The sequence below is a fragment of the Staphylococcus coagulans genome, assembly GCF_022557135.1.
GTDB lineage: Bacteria > Bacillota > Bacilli > Staphylococcales > Staphylococcaceae > Staphylococcus > Staphylococcus coagulans.
On the sequence record NZ_CP092966.1, the window covers coordinates 2,202,314 to 2,225,497 of the forward strand.

At 34.8% G+C, this 23,184-nt stretch carries 21 protein-coding genes; 4 read left to right on the forward strand and 17 right to left on the reverse strand.

Annotation, left to right across the window (positions count from 1 at the left end):
• Nucleotides 1–132 precede the first annotated feature (132 nt).
• Nucleotides 133–801, reverse strand: a complete 669-nt coding sequence (locus KM149_RS10555; RefSeq protein ID WP_241415389.1) for an SDR family oxidoreductase — start codon at nt 799–801, stop codon at nt 133–135.
• A gap of 14 nt (nt 802–815) precedes the next feature.
• The gene (locus tag KM149_RS10560; protein ID WP_050346013.1) at nt 816–1,496 is read right to left on the reverse strand and encodes a type 1 glutamine amidotransferase domain-containing protein; all 681 of its coding nucleotides are present in this window, start codon (nt 1,494–1,496) and stop codon (nt 816–818) included.
• Nucleotides 1,497–1,574: 78 nt separating this feature from the next.
• On the opposite strand from KM149_RS10560, the gene KM149_RS10565 reads away from it, so the two are divergent.
• The 3 genes from KM149_RS10565 (at nt 1,575) to KM149_RS10575 (ending at nt 5,131) form a co-directional block, all read left to right on the forward strand.
• Nucleotides 1,575–1,913 carry a helix-turn-helix domain-containing protein gene (locus tag KM149_RS10565; protein WP_037559186.1) on the forward strand — a complete coding sequence of 113 codons (339 nt, stop codon included), beginning with the start codon at nt 1,575–1,577 and terminating at the stop codon, nt 1,911–1,913.
• Between the two features lie 651 nt (nt 1,914–2,564).
• Entirely contained in the window at nt 2,565–3,809 is a 1,245-nt protein-coding gene (locus KM149_RS10570) for an aminoacyltransferase (protein ID WP_060830315.1), read from the forward strand.
• A 497-nt stretch (nt 3,810–4,306) separates the two neighbouring features.
• Complete coding sequence (locus KM149_RS10575) at nt 4,307–5,131, forward strand: LysM peptidoglycan-binding domain-containing protein (protein ID WP_281060239.1); 825 nt, start codon at nt 4,307–4,309, stop codon at nt 5,129–5,131.
• A 195-nt stretch (nt 5,132–5,326) separates the two neighbouring features.
• Here KM149_RS10575 and KM149_RS10580 read toward each other — a convergent pair whose 3' ends face one another.
• The 7 genes from KM149_RS10580 to KM149_RS10610 form a co-directional block, all read right to left on the reverse strand.
• Nucleotides 5,327–6,328: an inorganic phosphate transporter gene (locus KM149_RS10580; protein ID WP_050331674.1), complete on the reverse strand. Its 1,002-nt coding sequence runs from the start codon at nt 6,326–6,328 to the stop codon at nt 5,327–5,329.
• A gap of 14 nt (nt 6,329–6,342) precedes the next feature.
• Complete coding sequence (locus KM149_RS10585) at nt 6,343–6,960, reverse strand: DUF47 domain-containing protein (protein WP_016424409.1); 618 nt, start codon at nt 6,958–6,960, stop codon at nt 6,343–6,345.
• Nucleotides 6,961–7,642: 682 nt separating this feature from the next.
• Complete coding sequence (locus KM149_RS10590) at nt 7,643–9,541, reverse strand: FtsX-like permease family protein (RefSeq protein WP_214971598.1); 1,899 nt, start codon at nt 9,539–9,541, stop codon at nt 7,643–7,645.
• Nucleotides 9,531–10,292, reverse strand: coding sequence for an ABC transporter ATP-binding protein (locus tag KM149_RS10595; protein WP_060830317.1), 762 nt, complete (start codon nt 10,290–10,292; stop codon nt 9,531–9,533). The genes KM149_RS10590 and KM149_RS10595 overlap by 11 nt, the downstream gene beginning before the upstream one ends.
• Nucleotides 10,293–10,396: 104 nt before the next feature.
• Nucleotides 10,397–11,419 carry a sensor histidine kinase gene (locus KM149_RS10600; protein ID WP_182281322.1) on the reverse strand — a complete coding sequence of 341 codons (1,023 nt, stop codon included), beginning with the start codon at nt 11,417–11,419 and terminating at the stop codon, nt 10,397–10,399.
• Nucleotides 11,406–12,086 (reverse strand): response regulator transcription factor, encoded by a 681-nt coding sequence (locus tag KM149_RS10605; RefSeq protein ID WP_050346017.1) that lies wholly within the window; start codon nt 12,084–12,086, stop codon nt 11,406–11,408. Before KM149_RS10605 ends, KM149_RS10600 begins: the two co-directional genes overlap by 14 nt.
• A gap of 5 nt (nt 12,087–12,091) precedes the next feature.
• The gene (locus tag KM149_RS10610) at nt 12,092–13,012 is read right to left on the reverse strand and encodes an NAD(P)H-binding protein (protein ID WP_165545105.1); all 921 of its coding nucleotides are present in this window, start codon (nt 13,010–13,012) and stop codon (nt 12,092–12,094) included.
• A gap of 144 nt (nt 13,013–13,156) precedes the next feature.
• Here KM149_RS10610 and KM149_RS10615 point away from each other — a divergent pair, with 144 nt between their 5' ends.
• Nucleotides 13,157–13,684, forward strand: a complete 528-nt coding sequence (locus KM149_RS10615; RefSeq protein WP_165545106.1) for a GNAT family N-acetyltransferase — start codon at nt 13,157–13,159, stop codon at nt 13,682–13,684.
• Between the two features lie 159 nt (nt 13,685–13,843).
• Here the strand turns inward: KM149_RS10615 and KM149_RS10620 are convergent, their stop codons facing one another.
• From KM149_RS10620 to KM149_RS10655, 8 genes are all read right to left on the reverse strand, one after another.
• On the reverse strand, nt 13,844–14,869 hold the full coding sequence (locus tag KM149_RS10620; protein ID WP_214971596.1) for an alpha/beta hydrolase: 1,026 nt from the start codon (nt 14,867–14,869) through the stop codon (nt 13,844–13,846).
• 42 nt (nt 14,870–14,911) lie between these two features.
• Entirely contained in the window at nt 14,912–15,979 is a 1,068-nt protein-coding gene (locus KM149_RS10625) for a YkvI family membrane protein (RefSeq protein ID WP_060830320.1), read from the reverse strand.
• Between the two features lie 515 nt (nt 15,980–16,494).
• The gene (locus tag KM149_RS10630) at nt 16,495–16,992 is read right to left on the reverse strand and encodes a hypothetical protein (RefSeq protein WP_050331683.1); all 498 of its coding nucleotides are present in this window, start codon (nt 16,990–16,992) and stop codon (nt 16,495–16,497) included.
• A 166-nt stretch (nt 16,993–17,158) separates the two neighbouring features.
• Nucleotides 17,159–18,175 carry a FecCD family ABC transporter permease gene (locus tag KM149_RS10635; RefSeq protein WP_165545108.1) on the reverse strand — a complete coding sequence of 339 codons (1,017 nt, stop codon included), beginning with the start codon at nt 18,173–18,175 and terminating at the stop codon, nt 17,159–17,161.
• Nucleotides 18,172–19,176 (reverse strand): FecCD family ABC transporter permease, encoded by a 1,005-nt coding sequence (locus tag KM149_RS10640; RefSeq protein WP_214971592.1) that lies wholly within the window; start codon nt 19,174–19,176, stop codon nt 18,172–18,174. The genes KM149_RS10635 and KM149_RS10640 overlap by 4 nt, the downstream gene beginning before the upstream one ends.
• 24 nt (nt 19,177–19,200) lie before the next feature.
• A complete protein-coding gene (locus KM149_RS10645; RefSeq protein ID WP_016424396.1) occupies nt 19,201–20,004 on the reverse strand; it encodes an ABC transporter ATP-binding protein in 804 nt (267 codons plus the stop codon).
• 353 nt (nt 20,005–20,357) lie between these two features.
• The gene (locus KM149_RS10650; protein WP_016424395.1) at nt 20,358–21,191 is read right to left on the reverse strand and encodes a YitT family protein; all 834 of its coding nucleotides are present in this window, start codon (nt 21,189–21,191) and stop codon (nt 20,358–20,360) included.
• 491 nt (nt 21,192–21,682) lie between these two features.
• Nucleotides 21,683–22,909, reverse strand: a complete 1,227-nt coding sequence (locus tag KM149_RS10655) for a NupC/NupG family nucleoside CNT transporter (RefSeq protein ID WP_060830323.1) — start codon at nt 22,907–22,909, stop codon at nt 21,683–21,685.
• Nucleotides 22,910–23,184: the final 275 nt, after the last annotated feature.

The window sequence follows — 23,184 nt, forward strand, 5'->3', positions numbered from 1 at the left end:
GCCTCCGTTCTTAATAGATTGAGATACATCTCGTCGTATTGAATTCAACAACTTGAGATGCTCGCTTTTAAAAACGATATGATGCCCTATCAATCGCGTGACGTGAACCATTATTATAGGCTCACATTCGCTTTATTTTTCTTCTAGAAATTTTGCAACTGCATCTGAAAGTGATGCATCACCATTAATGATTTGGAACTCTTTACCATGAAGCGCATCATTAACAACCACTTCTGCTAATACTTCAGCAACGTCTTCTCTTGTGATTTTAATAGGACCTTTACCTCTTACATTAGAAGCAATAATAAATTTTGATGTCCCTTTGTCATTTGTTAAACCACCTGGATGTACAATTGTATATTTAAGGTTCGTACGACGTAAATAGTCGTCAGCATAATGTTTTGCAATCGTATATGGTTTTAAGTCTCCTGATTCATCAAATGCTTCTCTACGTGAATCAAACGTAGATACCATAATGAAATGCTTAACGTCAGCTTGCTCACTCGCTTTAATCGCTTTAACTGCCCCGTCTAAATCAACAATGATTGTTTTATCATCGCCAGTATTAGGCCCTGAGCCGACTGAAAAAAGAACTTGATCAAAATTTTTAAATGTTTCACTCAATTCATCTATAGATTGATTTTCAACATCTACATAAATCGCTGAGACATTATCATTTTTTAATGCATCAACTTGCGATTCTTTTCTTACACCTGCAGTAAATTCAACGTTTTGCGCTTTCAGTTTATTGACGAGATGTTTACCTACGCCACCATTTGCACCAATAATTAATTGAGACAATGTCATTCACTCCTTTATTTTTTTAATAACGCTAATGCTTTTTCAGCTACAGCATGGCCTGATTGTGGGTTTTGACCTGTAATAATACGACCATCTACGACCGCAAATGGGTGCCAATCTGCATCTTTTTTAAATTTTGCCCCTTTGCTTACAAACTCATCTTCTAATAAGTAAGGGATACTTTGAGTTGTCCCATTTGCTTCTTCTTCACTATTTGTAAAACCTGTCACTTCTTTACCATTCACTAAGAAGCCATTTTCAAATGGAATGTCTAACAGGCCAACTGCCCCGTGACATACAGAAGAAACGATTCCGTTATTTTCATAGATTTTAACCGCAATGTTATTGATTGCTTCATTATTTCTTAAATCCCAAATTACACCGTGACCACCCGCAAAATAAATAATACTGTAATCTTCCGGGTTTACTTCATCTGGAGATAATGTATGGCCAAAGTTCTTCATATAGTTATCATCCGTATAGTATGCCCAATCATCATCAGACATCATATCTGGTGTAAGACTTACGGGATCAAGTGGTACATAGCCACCTTTTGGACTCATGTAATCTACTTCGTAACCCGCATCGTAAAAGTCTTTCGCAAAATGCGTTACTTCAGAAAACCAAGCACCTGTTGCTCTTTTTAAATTTTCATATTTAGATACATTTGTCATTACAATTAAAGCTTTTTTCATTGTATTTCCTCCTATGAAATGATTATATATAATAAGATAACAGTTAAACCTTACTTTAAGAGAAGGGATATGCTCACATTGGAAAAATATTATATCGATTATGTTGCAGAAATATGTAATATATCCAAAAGTAGATTAAGATTTTATGAAAAAAAAGAGATTCTAAAATTTATAGAAAGAGATTCGAATAATAAACGATTATATTCAAAAGATGATATTGAAATGATTAAGTTTATCAAATGCTTAAGTACGTTAAATATGACTTTGAAAGAAATTAAGAAAAATACCAATATGCTCTATGAAAAGAAAACAGACGTTAAAACAATTTTAACGTTACATTTAGAGGTCCTTAATACAAAGAAAGCATCGCTAACGAAACAAATTAACATTCTCGAAAAGGAACTCAAACAAATATAAGCCTCATTCTTTCATTAATATGTGCAACTTAACATCGATTAATAAATAAGTTGAACTTAAACATTCTTTTTCCCACTAGATACGCTGTTTCATTATATATTGCGGTCTATATTCTTGTTTTCAACCTCGCTTGAAAACCGCAAAATATTGTTATATCCTTAACAAGTAAGTGCAATTAAAGTAATCAGCATATCCAATAAAAAACATAGCTATAACACCTACGATTAAATTACTTTTTATTTTAAATAGTCCGTATCTGTTCGTTTCTAAACCTTTAAACAATTCATATTTGCACGCTCTAATTAAGCTTATTAGTACTGAAACTTTCCATATCATCGTCATTGATGCAGTTACACTTTTATGTAACAAATGCAACATCAGCATTGTGGTGGGGAAATGCATTGTGAACGCAATGATGATTTTAAAATCATTAAGTGTATCAAAATAGTTGCTACGCATTAACTTTATGTGAGACGGCGCGCCCCTTACATATTAATATGATGTCATTTTTTGTTATCGCTTACATGATATGTAGGTTGATGTGGATTTAATGAAATAGGATGAGAGCGCAGCGCTTATTTATTGAAACTCGCTTATTAGCCCCAAATTTTAATATCACGAATATATCTTGCTTACTGAAAGGACGAAATTATGCAATTTTTAAATTTAACCGAACAAGAATTTGATTCATTTACTCAAGAGAATTTTTCGCATTACACGCAAAGTAAAGATCTCTTCGAATATAGAGATAATAAAAGCCAAGACGTTCATATTGTCGGGGTTAAAAACGATAAGGGTAAAGTAATTGCAGGTTGTTTATTTACAGAAGCTCGTGTTATGAAATTCTTTAAATACTTTTACTCACATAGAGGACCAGTGATGGATTTTCATAACACTGAGTTAGTAACATTTTTCTTTGAAAATCTCACACAATATTTAAAAAAACAAAACTGCTTATTTACATTAGTTGATCCTTATATGGTCATCAACGAATATAATGCAGATGGTGAAATCATTGCGTCGCATCATTATGAAACATTTAAAACAACACTTGAAGGGCTTGGCTATAAACATCAAGGCTATTCGATTGGCTATCATCCATTGAGCCAAATTAGATGGCTGTCAGTCCTTGATTTAAAAGATAAAACAGAAGCAGACTTATTAAAAGCAATGCAATACCAAACACGTAGAAATATTAAAAAGACCGAAGAAATGCATGTACAAGTTGAAGAATTAAGTATTGATGAAACAGAACGCTTCTTCAAACTTTTTAAAATGGCTGAAGAAAAACATGGATTTTCATTTAGAGATTTAGACTATTTTAAAGAAATGCAAAAAATCTATAAAAATTCTGCTTTAAAAATTGCGACCATTAATTTGAAAGATTATTTGAGCACATTAACAACGCAACAACAGTCCATCACAGAAACGTTGACTTTAGCAGAAGAAAAATTAGAAGAAAACCCTAATTCTAAAAAACAGAAATCAAAAGTCCAAGATTTACGTCAACGACTTCAAAGCTCAAATAAAAAAATTGAAAGAATTCAATCGCTCATCGAAAGTGATGGTGAAGTGCTTGATTTAGCCGCTGCTTTATACATCTATAACAATCATGAAATGTACTATTTATCTAGCGGATCCAATCCGAAATATAATGAATTTATGGGTGCTTATAAATTACAATGGGAAATGATTAAATTTAGCCTAGATCATCATATTGATCGTTACAATTTTTATGGCGTAACAGGCGATTTTTCAAAAGATGCTGAAGACTACGGTGTTCAACAATTTAAAAAAGGATTTAATGCACACGTTGAAGAATATATCGGTGATTTCGTTAAGCCTATTAAGAAAAACTGGTATTTCATTTACAAATTACTCAATCGAGATCGTTAATTAATAGCCTTCCGTTTTATGACGGTTCCCTCACCTTTTTTACCGTCAATTCGTATCTGTCTTCCGTTTAAGGCATGGAGATGACTACTCGGATTGCACAAAGCTTACAACAGCCCCTGTGCAATCCAGCTAGCCACTGCATTTTATCATTATGCCCTTATCATCCATCTAATTGCCCACCTCCTTACTCATTAATTACCACCCACATTTCTTCATAAGATGTTCATCTTTATTAACAGGTAAATGAGGTATCGTTATATTAAAATCATCTTACAAAACAAAATTTTCTGTCCGTTAAAATGAATGCAACAATTCGAGCACTACAATGTTTAAAGCCATCCGTCAAATTAAATAAAATTTTCCACAACATTACAAATTCGTAACATGTGCCCTATATGATTTATTCTTTGTTATCATGGGTAGTGTATTCATAACAAATTAGAACACTCATAAATGATAGAGATTAAAAATCTAAGTGTCACTAAGGAGGAAATACATTGAAAAAATTCGCATTTGCATTTACGATGGCATCTGGCGCAGCTGCATTATTAACGCATCAAGATGCTGAAGCTTCAACGCAACATACGGTTCAATCTGGAGAGTCATTATGGTCAATCGCACAACAATACGGCACATCTGTTGATCAAATTAAACAAGCGAATCAGTTAGACAATAACATGGTATTCCCTGGTCAAGTCCTCTCAATCGGTGGAGGTAGCGGTGCTGGCGGTGCTGCAACAGCACAATCATCCAATAATGGTTCACACGTTGTACAAGCAGGCGAATCTTTAAATGTTATTGCCGCACAATATGGTGTCAGTGTCCAAGATTTGATGCGTGCAAATGGCTTAAATAGTTATTTAATCCATCCACAACAAACTTTAAAAATCCCTGGTGGAGCTGGTGGTTCTGGTGGTGCACAAGCGCCTCAAATCGGGGGCTCAAATGGTTCATCAACAGGTAACGGAGGCTATACATCTCCTACATTTAATCATCAAAATTTATACGACTGGGGTCAATGTACATGGCACGTTTTCAACCGTCGTGCTGAAACAGGCCAACCCATCAGTACATATTGGTGGAATGCCGATCATTGGGCTAGCAATGCAGCAACTGATGGTTACAGAGTAGATCACAATCCTACTGTTGGTTCTATTTTACAAAACTTTGAAGGTCCAGTCGGTCACGTAGCCTATGTTGAACGTACAAATCCAGATGGTAGCATTCTTATTTCAGAAATGAATTACAATACGCCTCCAGGTGTTGTTGATTATCGTACAATTCCTGCTTCAGTTGCATCTCAATATAATTATATTCACTAATTCATTTTGAAGCATATGTCATTAAAAAAGCCATTAGAAGCTTTTCACTTCTAATGGCTTTTTTATTGTTTCAAATCATCAATTTTTATAGCGTGCTGTAATAATACAGCGCATACTTGTCCTTTTACTCTTACCATTGCATTGCACACTCTTCTTATAATAGACAGAGTCGCTTAGGCTATAGATGCTTCTCTATTATAAGAATAAGTTTAAAATCAAATAAAAAACTGCAGCAATAACAGCTGAAATTGGCAATGTAATGACCCAAGTCACAATCATACGTTTCGCTGTGTTCCAATGCACACCTTTAATCCGATTTGAAGAACCTACCCCTAAGATAGATGAAGAAACGACATGTGTTGTTGATAATGGAAAGTGAAGTGATGATGCGACAAATATTGTCAATGCTGAAGCTAAATCAGCTGACGCACCATTTGCTGGACGAATTTTCATAATGTTACCGCCCACTGTTTTAATAATCTTCCAGCCCCCAATGGCTGTTCCTAATCCCATTGCCGTTGCACAAGAGACCTTAACCCATAATGCAGGCTCAACACTTGTTTGTAAATTCGCGACAATTAACGCTAATGTAATAATCCCCATTGATTTCTGGGCATCGTTTGTACCGTGAGAAAAAGATTGTAAAGACGCTGTGAATATTTGAAAGATACGAAAATTACGATTGGTTTTTGTTAAATTCGCATTTCTAAAAATCGTTTTGACAATCGTATAAATAATAAAACCAACGATAAATGCAATCACGGGTGATAACAGTAACACTAACACAATTTTCGTAAAGCCTTGATAGTGTAACACATTAAAAGAACCCGCAGAAGCAATTGCCGCACCTGCAATTGCACCGATTAACGCGTGTGAAGATGAGCTCGGTATCCCATAATACCAAGTCACTAAATTCCATACAATAGCCGCCAAAATCGCTGCTAACACAACAACAAGCCCATTTTCTAATGTAAATGGATCGACTATTTCTTTTGTAATTGTTGAGGCTACACCCGTAAAAGTCAGTGCCCCGATAAAGTTCATAAATGCTGCCAACAAAATGGCTTGTCTCGGTGATAACGCACGCGTTGATACTGCCGTCGCAACTGCATTGGCTGTATCATGAAACCCGTTGATAAAATCAAATAATAACGAAAAGATAATGATAGCTACCGTAATAAGCAACAAAAACTCCATAAATAAGGACTCCCTTAGCTATTTTTCATTATGATTGTTTCAAAATTATTTGCAACAGCCTGACAGCGGTCGGCAATATTTTCTAAACTTTCATAGATGTCTTTAATTTTAATTAAAGTAACAGGGTCTGTTTCACTATTAAAAATATGTTTAATAGACTGACGTAAAATGCCATCACAATTTGTCTCATATTCTTTAATATTGATAGAGTGTACACGCATATGTGAAAGTTTTTTCTCTGTCATTAAACCAATGGCCAATTTCATCTCGCCAATTGCTTTTTGAATATTATCCACAAACTCAAGCATATACTCATCTGTATATTCAATCGAATACATTTCAAACATACCCGATGTTTCTTCCATTGCATCCAAGACATCATCAATCGCATTACACAATGACATAATATCTTCACGTTCGATTGGCGTAATGAATGTTTGGTTTAAATCTGTTATGACTTGGTGCATTAAGTCGTCACCATGTGATTCATACGTCTTGATATTATCAGCATAAGCTCGTAAGTCTAGGTGTGTATTGAAATCCATTTTACCGAACTCAATTGCTGCACGGTCTAAATTGAAAATCATATCCTCTAGGCGTTCCATGAACTTATCCTTTTTCTTCCTAATCATCTTAAAATCCTCCATTCAGCGATTACCCAATCACTTTTGTAAAAGTTTTATTACTTTAATTATAAGATAATGTTAAACCTTTGTTAACTCATAAGATGCTTGATAGGGTCATATCACCTTTTGATTTTCTTATTTCATTGTTGTTACATGCTTTCAACCTTTTTCACAATTCCTATTTGAAAATAGCATATATTTTAAAGCGCTACAATTAAATTTACAAAACCTTAACATTTTATTTTGTTAAGGTATTTTGCCCCTTAAAATTATCAACATATTTTATTAAATGTGTGTTTATTTTCGAAAATTCTGTAACTATTAAGGTATTATTAATCTCTAATGTAGGGTTATTATAAACTTTTTAAAGAATTTGAAAATATTTTTAAAGTTTAATTTAAAAGATTTACCCTATCAGTCACCCAAAAATATGATAAGTTTTTGTTATCATTCAAATGATTTATTGTTATATTTATAAAATATGTATTCCTTTTAGAACTAAAAATATCTATCATCATATAATATATAAAGCTGTGTGCTTATCTTTTTCAAATGTAACTGCCACGTTTTATATACCAAAAAGCACGATAGAAACCTTTATATTTCAAGATTTCTATCATGCCTTTAAAACAATTTAAAATATTGACATGTTTCATTACGTCATGATATCGGATTAAATTTTACTATTTTAAATCGAATATTTAATGCTACGTCGTGAATGCATGTAAGCGAGTATTGCAAAGATAAAGTAGATGATTGTATACACGCCCATCGCAATGAATACAGGTATGAAGTTCTTACCATTCATTAATTCATTAAAAGCTCTAGCAGCAAAACCCGCATGAAGCAAGCCGATAACTAAAGGTAAACCAAAGTTAAATAATACTTTAAATGCCAATCCTTTAAACATATCTTGGTGTGTGTAACCCATTTTACGTAAGATACGATAGTTTTGCATCTCATCCTCTGTCTCATCCATTTGTTTAATATAGATAATACACCCTGCTGCAATAAGAAATGCTATACCCAAGAAGCTACTTACAAATAAAAACATCCCTGAAAATTGAAGTTGTTGCTCAAGTAGAGCCGTTCGATTTTGCGGAATCTCTTGATTCAATTGGTGATTCCACTTTTCAGCTTTTTTTAAATTTTTCTTATCTTTCAAGTCAAAACCAATCTGCGTTGTAGGACCATTGTGTTTATCATTAAGTTGTGTTGATTGTAGCGCCTTAAAATCTTGTTGATTCACAACTGCAAGAGATTGACCTAATATAATTCGATTGGCAACATAAAACTGACTTGAGATTTCGGTAACTTTTAATTGAACGTGCTTCTTTTGATCCCCGAGACTTAACTGGATACCTTCTTTTAATCCAGAGATGTTGTTTGCTACTCCATAACCATTCACAAATACGACTTCACCTTTATTTACCTTTACATCATCAATTTCTGAAGCACTTATAACGGGTGTCACATCGAAATCCTTATTAACATCACTGCTTTCTGTTAAAATTGGTACATCTATCATGTGCAATGTTTTCTTTTGATAAGGTATATTATTTTCCTTTAATTTATCTTCGAACTGTTGCGCAGTTTTCATTTTCATATAGGTGAATTCATTTGGAGTCATCATGTCAACATTATTTTCGATATTGGCTTGACCTATCGTTGCAAATGATAAAACTGTTATCGTAATAGCAGATATTATACCAATAACAGTTAAAGAAAACGCATTTTTCTTCATTCTATGCATAATTGATGAGGTGAATACCACATCTGTAACATTGACATAGCCTCTTTTACTCCGCTTCAGTGTCTTGAAAATCAATGAAACAGAACTTCTGAAGAAAAGGTATGCCCCTAAAACCGTTGTAAATAAAATTGTAGGTACTAATATGATCAATAATCTTACATCTTTTAACATAATAACTGATAAGTAATAACCGACACCTATCATTAAAATACCGAGTACGCCTAACATAACATCTCTTTTGGTAATGTGTGCTTGCGGGGCTTCAGTTTGTTTAATATCATTCATCATTTGTATAATCGAACGTCGTTTTATAAAAAGAAAACTTTGCATCATAATTAATAAAAACGATAAAACCACAAGTATCAAAGTAATGAGTAATGCTTGAGGTTCGAATGCAATTTTGATTTCAATTGGTAGGTGTGCAACATTTTTAATAATTAATAACAATAAGCGAGAACCAAATAATCCAAGTATTACTCCCACAAATGTTGTAGAAATAAAGATGACTGTTTGCTCTATACCAAGCATGCGCATTAAATCTTTACGCGACAGTCCTATCAATTGAAATAATGCAAAATCTTGTGTACGTCTCTTAATAAATAATCGATTCGCATAAAGCAAAAAGACGATGATGATTATAAAAAGAAATTTTTCTCCAATTCCTGCTGCTTTATTCAATAATTCTGCTGACTCTGAATGTGCAATATCATCTGTATATTTTAATGTCACAAAACTAAAATACAACGAGATACTGAGTAGCAAAGAAAACAAATATATCGCATAATGGCGCAAATTTTGGCGGAAATTTTTAAGTACAATGTGACTAAAACGCATGCTGTACACCACCTAACACACTTTGATTTTGAATGATTTCTTGGTAAAAGTGTGAAGCGGGTTTGTCCCCTTGATACAATTCTGTATGAATTTGACCATCTTTCAACATAATCACGCGATGCGCATAACTTGCTGCTACCGGATCATGTGTCACCATCACAATTGTTGTTTTCATGTGACGATTAATCATATCTAATCGTTTCAATAAATCTTGTGCACTTTTAGAATCTAACGCCCCTGTAGGTTCATCTGCAAAAATAATCGCAGGTTTACTAATTAATGCACGTGCCGCTGCTGTTCTCTGTTTTTGACCGCCTGATATTTCATTTGGATATTTATGGCTTAAATCTGTGATTCCAAGTGCATCTGTCACTTCTTGATAGCGTTGCTCTGCTTCAGTCTTATTAATATTTCCAATAGACAAAGGCAACATGATATTTTCACGTACAGTCAAAGTGTCTAAAACATTATAATCTTGAAAAATAAAACCGACATTTTGTTTTCTGAAATGAGAGAGTTGTTTGTTCGACATACGCGTGATGTCTTGTTTGTTCACTTCAATCGTTCCTCTTGATACGTAATCAATTGAACTTAAAACATTTAATAATGTCGTCTTACCTGAACCAGAGGGCCCCATAATCGCTACAAATGCACCTTCTTCAACTTTGAAATTAATGTCTTTTAAAACTTCAAAGCTTTGTTTTTTATTCCCATATATTTTACTAACATGACTCACATTTAAAATGGACACGATTCCTCACTCCTTCATCAAATTTATAATGTTATTTTATAGTGAATACAATGATAAATCGTGCGTATCATGTGACAAAACGCATGCCTTATGTGACATTTTTGTCACTTTGACATGCGCGCAATATTTTCATTTTGCATTGGAAAATGAATTGAAACCGTTGTGCCTTCACCCAGTTGAGAGTCTACAGTCACTTGAATACGTAAAGCATCACGTACAGCGTCGACTAAATAAAGCCCCATGCCTGAAGAGACCGTTTGATAACGCTCATTTTTACCTGTATATCCGCGTTGAAAAATACGTGGTAAATCATGTGCTGCTATACCGCTTCCTCTATCTTGAACGTGTAAATGCACTTGATCATCTTCAAACGTCGTATAAATCGAAATGTACGCATTGTCAGAGTATTTAATCGCATTTGAAATAATTTGACGAATGACCATACGAATCCATCGCTTATCCGTATAAACCGTTAACGTATCTGACACAGCCAAATCAAATCCAACACCTTTTTGTAAGCAGAGATGACGTGTTTGTTGAATTTCTTCAATTAGAATGGCACGCAACTTGACGCTTTCGAAATACATATCATTGGATTGATGATTAAGTCGCGCTAAAAATAATTGTTGATCGAGCATATAATCAATGCGAGACCATTCAAACATCAATTGGTGTCGACGCTTGCTATCCTCTTCTTTCTCGATTAACAATTTTAAAGCCGTCACAGGTGTTTTAATGTCATGAATAAACTCCGTCATATTTTGCTCACTCAAATTAATCCAATGTTGTTGTTCACCAATAGATTGTTGAAGTTGTTGAATTTTCACTTGTAAATAATCCAAGGTCATCTTTTCAAAAGGGGATTCGGCTAAATAGCGATGCTGCAATGATTCGACTTCAGCATACGATTCTAAACGTTGATAAAAACGTGTTTCTCTCAAATAAGTACGTATCAAAAACGCAATGCTCACAAGCCATTTTAATCCTATGAAATACCACAAGCTTCCAAGCGATATCTTTTCATCTAATGCAGCAAGTAACAAAAAAAGTAAATCCAACGCAACGAGTAAACCAATCCAAGCGATACGTTCTCTTAAAAAATAAAATACCCACCTAATTGTTCTCATGTGCAAGATAACCTTTCCCTACTTTTGTTTCTATTACACCATTCAAACCTATATCTGCCAATTTTCTGCGTAAACGATTGACATTTACAGTGAGCGTATTATCACTTACAAATGATTCATCATCCCATAACGCTGTCATCAACGTATCACGGGATACAATTTGATTTTTATGCTTGAGTAAAACCTCTAAAATAAGCATTTCCGTTTTAGATAACACTGCTGTCTGTTCTGCGCGTGCTATCGTACCTTTAGACAAATCTACAACACTGTCTCTCCACAAAATTGTCCGTCGTTCTTCTTGATTATATTGATACACACGTCGAAAAATCGCTTGTAACTTAGCAATCAGAACGGGCATATGGAACGGTTTTTGTATATAGTCATCTGCGCCAATCTCCATACTCATCACTTGATCCATTGGATGATCACGTGATGATATAAATACAATCGGTACATTCGCATGTTGACGAATTTGTCGTGTCCAATGAAAGCCATCGAATTTGGGCAATGTAATATCCATTAAAATAATATGAGGATCAGCTTTTTGATATTCTTGAAAAACTTCATCAAAGTTTTGAATACAAGTGACATGATAATCCCATGACATCAATGCCTCAGTGATTTGTTGACATAATGTTTGATCATCTTCTACCAGTAGTATATCCAAATTCGTCACTCCTTCGTATAGTGCAAATCTTCACCGTTTTGTTGGCGATCATAATAGTTTTGAATCCGACATTTCGTATCAAATCCTCTCACTAGCATTTGAAAAAAAGGGACTTGAATAAAGTAAGCAATTGGCCACCATGCCCGTGGAATATAATCAAATAAATGAACAATAACTGCATCTAATTGTTGAATATAACGAAATTCAATAACGGCACAATTGCCACCTTTAACTTTTGCCAAACGCCCTTTGACCATTTCAAGCCTATAGAGCGTGTCATCTATTTTATTAAGTTCAAATACCATCAACAATCGTTTTTGCTTTTTATCATATACTTCAATTCGATGATCGACATGTCGAATCGAAGTACGTGTTCCTGGTGTTTGAGACAACCATATCCCCATTTGATGGACAAAGCTACCTAAAGACCACTTCAATGGTTTCGGAATATGATGAACAAGACGTATATCATTATATTTGGCGCCTTGGAATTCAACAGAAATATGAGATCGGTTCACCTTTTTGCTAGTAAACCGCACGGGTACACCATATCTACCCAATTGTTGAACTGTTTCATTATCAAATTGACTGCCTCTAACATATATGATTTCTTTGACACCTTGCTGAGCAGCAGCACGTGCAAAATTATCAGCGGCAATGATGTTCAAATCTTTCGCTAAAGCTCTTGTCATTTTAGCCGAATGCTTCGTTGGATCTAAAAAGTAAATCGCGATATCTATACCATGCATCGCTCTTAAAACATCAAGATAATTATATATATCTGCTTCAATCCAGTTCACTGCTGAATGTGCCTGTTTTTTAGGATATTTAGATATCGTATGAATAAAGCAGCGATCAGCAAGCGTATGAATGAGTGATTTGCCAATATAGCCTGTACCACCAGCTAGCAATACATTGGGTTTCATCGTAAACTCCTTTCCTATCAACACCTAATATTTAACAATTGATCAGTGCTAGAGAAATTTCCTAAATATCTTATTTTACGTTACAATAAATGTGAATCTTTATTAATGACGAGGCGTACTAAAACATGAAATGGAGTTGAAAGCATGTCAGTAACAATAAGAGAAGTCAGCATTAACGATGTCAATACATTCACCACACTCATGCAACAAGTCTTTGAAGAATCAGAATATATGCTTTACGATCCAGGTGAATATATGCCTTCATTTGAAAATGCTATTTCAAAAATGGAAGAAGTCATCACTTCCCCCCATTTGGCTATTTTTGTTGCTCAAAAAGATGAGCTACTTGTCGGCTATTTAACGGTTAAAACGAAAACACTTCATCGGATTGCACATATTGCTGAAATATCTATTGGTGTGCTACGACAATACCAAAATTCAGGCATTGGCTATCAACTTCTCCAACAATGTATTGAATGGTGTCGTCAACACGAGGTTACACGCCTTTCTCTAAGCGTTGTTACTGAAAATAAAGCAGCTGTTCAATTCTATGAGCGGGCAGGATTTAAAATTGAGGGTGAACTTCGACATACGCTCAAAATTGACAATCGTTACTACAACTCGTTTGTCATGGCTTATTTGCTATCCTCTTCTTCAAATCCAACACCTTAATAATTCCATTTTATCATTTTATGAAGTTCGACTCACATAATCGTCATTTTTTATATTTAAAAGCACTGAAATCTTTTAAAATGATGTACATTCCATAAAGTTAGTTTTGAGTCCAATTTTTGGAATGCACATCGACAGTTAAGATTTCAGTGCTTTTACTTAGTTATCGTATGGATTTAAGTTAATTTCAGTGTGATCCGTATCTTTATTATCCGGACCGACTTGTGTGCCTGTTGTATTTCTACTTAAAAAGCTTAAGACTTTTTGAATATTCTCTTTAGATTCTGGTTTATTGAGATGAAACTGGTACTGATGTTTCAAGTGATGTGTACCATCAAAGAAGAATCGATCCACCGAGACACCTTTCTCTTCTAGGGCATTCGCAAAACTTTCATTTTGACTCATAAAAGGATCGTCGTCCCCTACAGATAAAAATGTTGATGGAAAATCTTTAGTAATTTGATTCTCTGTGGACATTTCAGCAATATTTTTCGAACTCATTTCCCATTTTTTCGCACCTAAATAACTTCTCATAAATAAATTAATTCTTGGAAATTCAGTTGAGCGAACGGTTTTCATATCATAAAAACCACCAAAGAAAATAGCTGCTTTAATTTGTTCAGGTGTAAACTGTTGTCGAAAATTCATTTCTTCACGTAATGCGCGGTTCGTTTGAATTGCAGTAAATTGACTGTTAATTTGTGCACCTGCTGAATCGCCACCAATAATAACTTGATTTAAATCAATAGGTAAGTTACTTTCGTGATTTTTAATAAACGTGACCGCGCGATCCATTTGAATGAGTGGTGTCGGATATTGATATTCTGGTGCGAGTGCATAATTGACATTAACTACAACGTAGCCATGCTCAACAATATTCGCAAGTAGCGGGTTTTTGTATTGCTTATCCCCAGCGATAAATCCTCCACCGTGAGCCCAAAAAATCACAGGTAGCTGTTCATCCGCGCTTACATGCTTAGGCATAATAATATCGAGTTGACTATTCGGTAAGCCTTCCATATAAGTAATGTCTTTAAATACTGAAACATTTTTATTTTGAATTGATACTCTATTTTGTTCCTGTCTCGATAGTCGAGGCTCAAAAAAATAGCCGGCTATCAGACCGGCTATAACGAGTAAAATAATTGATGTGATCACAATCCATCTTTTTCTATGATTCGTCATTCCAATCTTCCCTTTCGGAAAAATTGTAACACATCTAATCAATTAAGCAATAAATTTCTTATCTTGAGATTTACGATAGAGATATTTAACAATGACCGCAAGTACGATAAAGAGGCCAATAACCCCCATAATTGGGTAAACCACTTTAATGAGTCCTTCAAAACCTACGAAACTTAATCCGTATGCCAACGGTACAAGTATTGAAATCATAACATAATAACCTTTTGTATAAGGTGTTGTAAAACGTGCTGCAAATGAATAAGACAAACCTAAAATTGTGTTATACATTACAGCTAACATCACGATAGATAATACAAATGTTAAAATTGGAGATATTTTACCCGCTAAAACTAGTGTTGGGATGGCAGAATCTTTTATCGCTGTATATTCTGAATGTAAAGCGAAGTTAATTAAACCTAATAATACTAAATATACAACACCACCTAAAAGACCTCCTAAACCAGAAACTAGTCTTTTAGATGCGTCTCCACCGATTGCAACTAAAGTACTAAAACCTACTGCAAAAGCAAGGCCACCATAATTGAAGCCGTTCCAAATTGCTAAACCAATATTTGGTGTTTCAACAACACTGTTGATTTTTGAAAAAGGAATACTGCCTTTGAATAAGAATGTGATAGCAATCAATACAACTAAAACAATTAAAACAGGAGTTACAATCCCTAAAGCTCTTACAATCTTATTAAAATCCATGAGTAATGTGATATAGACGGCAATACACATAAGCAGCGCGCCTAACCATGTGGGTACACCAAAGCTCTCTTCAAATGTAGAGCCGGCACCCGCAATCATCGTAATTGTTACGGCATAAAGTGACAAAATTAACACATAATCGATGACAAGACCGATTTTTTTACCAAATAAATACTCAAGTGTCGATCCATGATTATCTGCATCAAAGGCTGTTCCAATTTTTGCAACTTGACGCCCGATAAATGTCAGGATTAAACCTGAAATAAGTACACCTATATAGGAATAGATACCATATCTACTAAAGAATTGTAGGACTTCTTGTCCAGTTGAAAAACCGGCACCTACAACAACGCCTACATAGGCAAAAGCTATTTTTATAGCTTCACTATATTTTTGCATACTGTTTTGACCTCCTCGTTAGCAAAACACGTTAAACATTAAAACATATTACTTCATTAATTTCAAATTATGATACACCTATCAACTATCTGAAAAGCTTGATATGACAACTCTAAGCGCAATATTAAATGATTTTCTTACAGTTTTTTATACTTTTTTATGAATAAAAAAAACGTTAAAGGCTGTCATTTTTGCATATTTATTCTAATTATGAATAGATTCAACAAAAGATTTCATAGAATTCTTAAAATTTTACAGGTATTTTTTGAGCCTAAAAGTTTTTATGTACACTTTTAGAGTATTTTTAAATCATTTTAGGTTTCAAAGATTATGATTTAAATTTAACCTTCACTCACCCTGAGGTAAAAAAATCTATTTATAAATGTATCAAGCAGACTCAACAATATTGATGATGCGTACTTTGAATCAAGGTGATGAAATAAAAAACGAGACAGAAATCTTGTTGGATAAAATTTCCGTCTCGTTCATACATTCGTTTGCGATCGTACATTGCTTTATGCATCTTTATAATTATTTAACTGATCAAAATCAACCACCACTTGATCCATACGTTTCGCTGTTTCTTTCAATACATTTCTAGCCACTTTATTATTTGGATCAAGCTTTAAGATTTGTTTTGCAACACTAAAAGCCTTTTTATCAGAAATAACAGGCTCTGGAATTGCATGCAACAGTAACATTTGTAATAAACTTTTTACTTCTTTACCTTCAGTCAAATCAATTGACGATTTAGCATGGTAATATGCAGCATCTAATGCGCCTGGCACATCACTCAACGGATATACAAGTAATAAGAAAGCTAAATCATGAATTTCTGCTGTTTCTTCCGCTTTAATCATATCAAGCAAACATGTATAATACATGACACTTTCTTCTTCATGTGCACTAGAGATATACGCTTCTTCAAAAGCTAAAAAGTCAGTTGCAGACATTAAGTTTTTTACCGCTTCAAATTCGCCGTTTAAGACATGTTTCTTTATTAAATCTTGCATGGCTTGTCCTCCTGAATGTGCCTATGTCCATTTACCACTATCTTAACATAATTACATTAAGATTGCAGTTTGACCTGCCACATTAAGTTATATTTTTATCGTATCATCTCATATATTCATATTCTAACATATTTTATATCTTTTACGCTCAGTCTAAGGATTGAAATCATACAGAACGTGTTCGATACATTAAATATAAAAAGTAAGGCGCACCAATCACAGCTACGACGAGACCTGCTGGTACGCCGCTTGGTTGTAATAAAATTTTCCCTAATGTATCTGAAACAATCAGCAGTAAAGCGCCGATGACGATTGAAATAGGTATAAATAATTGATGTCTTGGCCCTACCATTGACTTCGCGATATGAGGTCCCATTAAGCCGATAAATCCAATTGCACCAGCCACTGACACCGCAGCGCTAGACAAGAGAACAGCAATCAATATTAATAAAATACGCGCTTTATTAAGCGGAACCCCCACACTTTTAGCAATTGTATCACTGGTATTTAAAATATTTAAAGTTTCAGATTTAAAGATAACAATGGGCACTAAAATAATAAGCCAAGGTAAAAACGCGAACACAAAAGGCCATGTATCACCCCAAATATTGCCTGCCAACCAAGTGGCTATAAATTCAGATTGATCTTTGTCAAATGTCGACATCAGCGTAAGTGCTGCACCTGACAACGCAGTCGACATTCCGACACCAATCAATACCATACTTGCCGGAGAAAGACCTTTATTCCCTTGGTAACTCAAGATAAAAATTGCAAAAGCTGTCAAAAGTCCACCTATCATACTGATGATAGGTAAGACATAAGCAAACTGATCCGCTTGGATTTGACCAACTGAGATAAACAATGCAATAGCAAAGCCACTCCCTGCATTAATACCTAAAATACCAGGCTCTGCTAATGGATTATTAGTCACACTTTGTAAAATCACGCCACTCAAACTTAAAGCGATACCAGCCATAAGTGTAATCAACATACGCGGCAATCGGAAATCAATCAATATCAATTGATCTGCTGCATTGCCTTGGCCGAAAAACGTTTGAATAATACGACGATAGGACATCGCATATTCTCCAGTCGTTAGATTCCAGACTATAGCTAAACAGAGCACGATAATAGCAGTCACTAAAACAATGCGTTGCTTCCGTTTCAATTTTGGATGGATCATATCGTACTACCTCCTTTTCGAATGAGGTAGAAGAAATAAGGGACACCTATAAAAGAAATAATAGCACTCATAGGCGCTTCTCCCAGTAATCTTGCAACTAAATCTGCCAATAGGACTAACGTTCCTCCCATGATTGCTGCCATTGGGAGTACTTTAATATAATCAGTCCCTACTAAATAACGTACGATATGGGGCACAATCAATCCTATAAAGGCAATCTGACCTACCATTGCCACTGATATACCCGCTAATAACATTGAAAGCACTAAAGCGAGTGTACGAATCCATTTTACATTTTGTCCTAAACTGGTTGCCAAAGTTTCACCCAAACTCAAAATCGTCAGTTGACGACTTATAAGAATAAATAAAGCTAAAACAACTAACACAATGGGCGCACTAATCATAATTTGTTGCCAGTTTGTACCGGACACACCGCCAGCACTCCAAAAATTAATAGACTGATTCAGACGATAAATTAATGCAATCCCTTGACTTAATGCAGTCAAAAGGGCACTAACCGCGGCACCCGCAAGAATCAGCCGCATTGGATTAAATCCATCACGCCTTGACGAGCCAATCATCATTACGATTGTACCACCAAAAATAGCGCCTATAAATCCGGCCAAAATAAGCACCGTAAAAGGCACAGAGGGGATAAAGGCATAAGTCACTGCCAACGCAAAAGCAGCCCCAGCGTTTAAACCAATTAAACTGGGGTCTGCTAATCCATTTTTTGTGACGCCTTGAATCACTGCACCCGATGTGGCTAAAGCAACCCCTACTAATACCGCTCCAATATTACGCGGAATACGAATTTCAGAAATAATATTATGTGCTTGAATCGATGGATCATAATGAAATATGGCTGCAGCAATCGTTGACATATTCACTTGCGCCTCTCCCAATAAAATAGAAAGAATAAACACAAATGTGAGTATTACAAGTGCACAAATCAGTTGGAATGTATAATTTAATTTAACAAATTTATTTTTATTTAACATTTGAATACGCCATGCCTTACTGCTTTATGCTTTCTCATAGTGCTTACATAATAAATTATAAGTCACAAGCATCGGCTTACCTGTGCGAGGATCAGTGCTTAGTTCCGCATCAATATTAAATACTTTTTCTAAAATCTCGTTCGTTAACACCTCATGTGTTTCACCTTGCTTAACAATATCACCATTTTTCATCGCAATCAGATGGTCAGAAAAACGAATCGCTTGGTTAATATCATGTAAGACCATAATAATCGTTGTCCCATGTTTCGCATTCAGTTCTTGTACGAGCTCTAAAATTTCAAGTTGATGTGAAATATCTAAATAAGTTGTCGGTTCATCTAGAAAAATAATATCTGTTTTTTGAGCCAAAGCCATCGCAATCCATACGCGTTGACGTTGACCACCACTTAAATCATTGACTGCACGATGTTTAAAATCAATTGTTCCTGTTACACGCATCGCCCAATCAATTTCTTTTTTATCTTCTTCATTAAGGCGACCAAACCCTTTTTGATGTGGAAATCGACCGTAAGAAACCAATTCACCCGCAGTTAGCCCATCTGCTACATCTGGTGATTGAGGTAATATCGCGATTTTTTTCGCAATTTCTTTTGTAGATTGTGTATGAATATTTTTACCATCTAAAGAGATTTCGCCACTTTTAGTATTCAGTAATCGTGATAAGGCTTTCAGTAACGTAGACTTCCCACAACCATTTGGGCCTATAATGGACGTTATTTTCCCATCTGGTATAGCAACGTCTAAGTTGTTCACAATAACACGTTCACCATATCCGATAGAAACTTCTTTACCTATTAATCTGTTCATCGTCATCCTTCTTTCTTAAAACGATTCCGCTTCAATTCATATTATGAAAAGCGTTATTTGTACTTTACGAGATAGACGTGACCAGTTATTTATTAATATCACGCTATTTTGTAGATCTATTTCATCCAATTGATAATCATTATCATATATTTGTTAGTATATCATTCTTTGCTAGAAATTTCTAACTGAAACTTAATTGATATACATACATTAAACAAAACGAAAAACGTCTGTTTGTTAAACGATAGATGCTTTTATTTAATAAAAATAAAAAAGCAGGATAGTCCAAACCATTTGATAACTATCCCACTCATACTACTTATATCCACTTTTCTTAAAAATGTTCTTTTAAATTAGTCTTCTACTAAAAAGCCATTGCCGTATACATCACGAACGTCATGGACGACTACAAACGCGTTTTCATCAATCTTTCGAATCATGCGCTTCGTCCGTGATAATTGCGTTTTACTAATCACTGCATACAACACATCTGTTTCTTTTTTTGAAAAATAACCGCGACCGTTGAGTATAGTGATACCTCTACCTATATCTTCATCAATCATTTTAGCAATGCGATCTGGCTCTTTAGAGATGATGGTTACAGCTTTTTTAGGATTTAAACCTTCTATAACAAAGTCCATTACTTTTGTACCTATGTACAAACTAATAATTGTTAACAATGCACGGTCTAAAGGAATGACTGTCAACGAGATTAGCACAACAATTAAATCGAAGAAGAGTAAGGCATTAGGTGTGCTCACATCTAAATATTTATTTGCGATACGTGCCAAAATGGTTGTCCCTGCAGTCGTACCTCCCGCTAATACAATAATACCGATTCCTAATCCTACAGAAAAACCACCGAATATCGCATTAATAATAACATCATCTGTTTTTACATGCCATGACTCAGTTAAACTAAGGAAAATAGAAATCAATACCGTCGCTAGTATTGTTAAATACATACTTCTTTTACTTAAAAATTTATACCCCACACCGATTAAAATCGCATTCACCACAAAGTTAGTGATGGCTGGAGATAAGTGAAATGCATAGTATAAAATGATTGCGAGCCCTGTTACACCGCCTTCACCAAGATCCGCAGTGATAATAAATGCATTTACACCGGCTGAAAATATAAACGCACCTAAAACGACTAAAATTAAATCTCTAATTGTTCTGCTCACCAAACCATTCCCTTCATCTTAAGATTGTCTTTTTATATTGTCATTAGCCATATTATCACAACTTTATGACAATTCGTACCCTTGAATTCCGAGTTAATGTAAAAGATTTTATTAAAGTTTTAAATTTCTGAATATTTAGTTTACTTGTGGTGTAAAAGTGTGTATAATATGAATTACCTTATTTGTTGCTAGTTTACTAGTCAACAAGAGGCCATCTCCTTTGTGTTTTTTATAGTAAGAGAGATTTTTTGCTCGAGGTTGATATCATGCTCGAATATCAATCTAAATTATTCATTTCCCGTCTAAGGCAGTTCAGCAAGCGCTGAGCTGCTTCTTTTATGCTCTAATTTCATTTAAGATGATAAGCTGATATGGATCACTCACAGTTTAAGGCATTAATCTTTTAACATAATCACTTACACATAAAAAAGAGAGCGGACAATCATGTCCTGCTCCCTCTTTTTTCATTCCGTCGCTCACCGGAATCACAATTACCAAGCGAATAAACCTACAAAACCTGCTGTTAATAACGAAACTAAAATACCCGCTAATAACATCATTGGGACATATTTAGAAACAAAATCAGACGTCTTTTCATTAACAATCCCTTTTAATGTACCGATAATCATACCAATTGTTGAGAAGTTAGCGAAAGAAATTAAAAATGTAGAAATAACAGCGCGGTGATGCGGTGTATAACTATTAATTTCACCAGTAATTTCACCCATTACAACAAATTCGTTTGTTACAATTTTCTTCGCCATATTTTGTGCAACTTTCCACACTTCATCTGACGGTAAACCTAATAAGAATGCAAACGGCCACATAAATACACCTAAAACTTGATCTAGACCAATGCTTCCTTTTAAGTGGAATAAGTGTGCAATACCACTACTGATAAGGTGGATCAAACGGTCTGCCAATTCTGCTAAAGCAACAAAACTAATAACGAAAGCAATAATAATTAATACAAGCTTACCAGCATTTAATACTGAATCTCCCAAGAATGAGAAGAACGGTTGACGCGCTTCATTTTCACGTAAGTCATAAATAACATCGTCATCTACTTCAACTTTAACTGGATTCAAAATTGAAGCTACAATCATCGCATTAACAATATTTAATGGGATGGCTGTCAATACTAATTCGCCTGGAATCATTGTGACGTAAGCCCCAACAATCGCACCAGAAACAGAACTCATTGACATCATTGCAATCGTTAACACACGTGTTTCTTTCATGCGCTTTAATTGTTCACTTGAAACCGCAAGTGCTTCAGTGTTACCTAAAAACATCATTTCAATACCAAAGAATGCTTCAAATTTAGGTTGACGTGTAATTTTGGCTAAAACCCAACCAATTGCACGCATAATCCATGGCAAAATACGGAAATACATTAAAATGTCAAACAAAGGCACAACTAATAAAATAGGGAAAAGCGCAGCAACAGCCATATCTAACTGTTTGACTTCTATCCAACTCTTAAATGCAAAACCTATACCTGCAAATGCAGCATCTATTACCCAAGAGATACCTTCTGCTGCTTTTTTAACGGCTAAAGTTCCAGCAGGGAAGTATACGAAAAACCAAGCTAAGATAAGGTTCAATACAACTAAGACAGCTATAGAACCCCATTGTATATTTTTACGGTCACGTGAACACAGATATGCAACACCCAAAAATACAAACAAACCAATAATGTTAATGATTAAATACATAAGGATTTACCTCTTACCTTTCAACTGTTTTTAACACAACAAGTATACCATGCGTATGAGATAGTGAGAATATGTTTTTTTAATAATATTTAGGTCAAAATCCCCTCTTTCTTCCATTATGTATAGACCACGACAAACGACTTTCTCATGTGTCGAGATGAACAATGCGGTTCATCGAGTCATGCCGACCTAGCTACCTATCACACACACATATCCAAACTGATTCGCACATTGTTAAACTGAACGGATTGTGCATCCGCCTTAAATGAAATGAC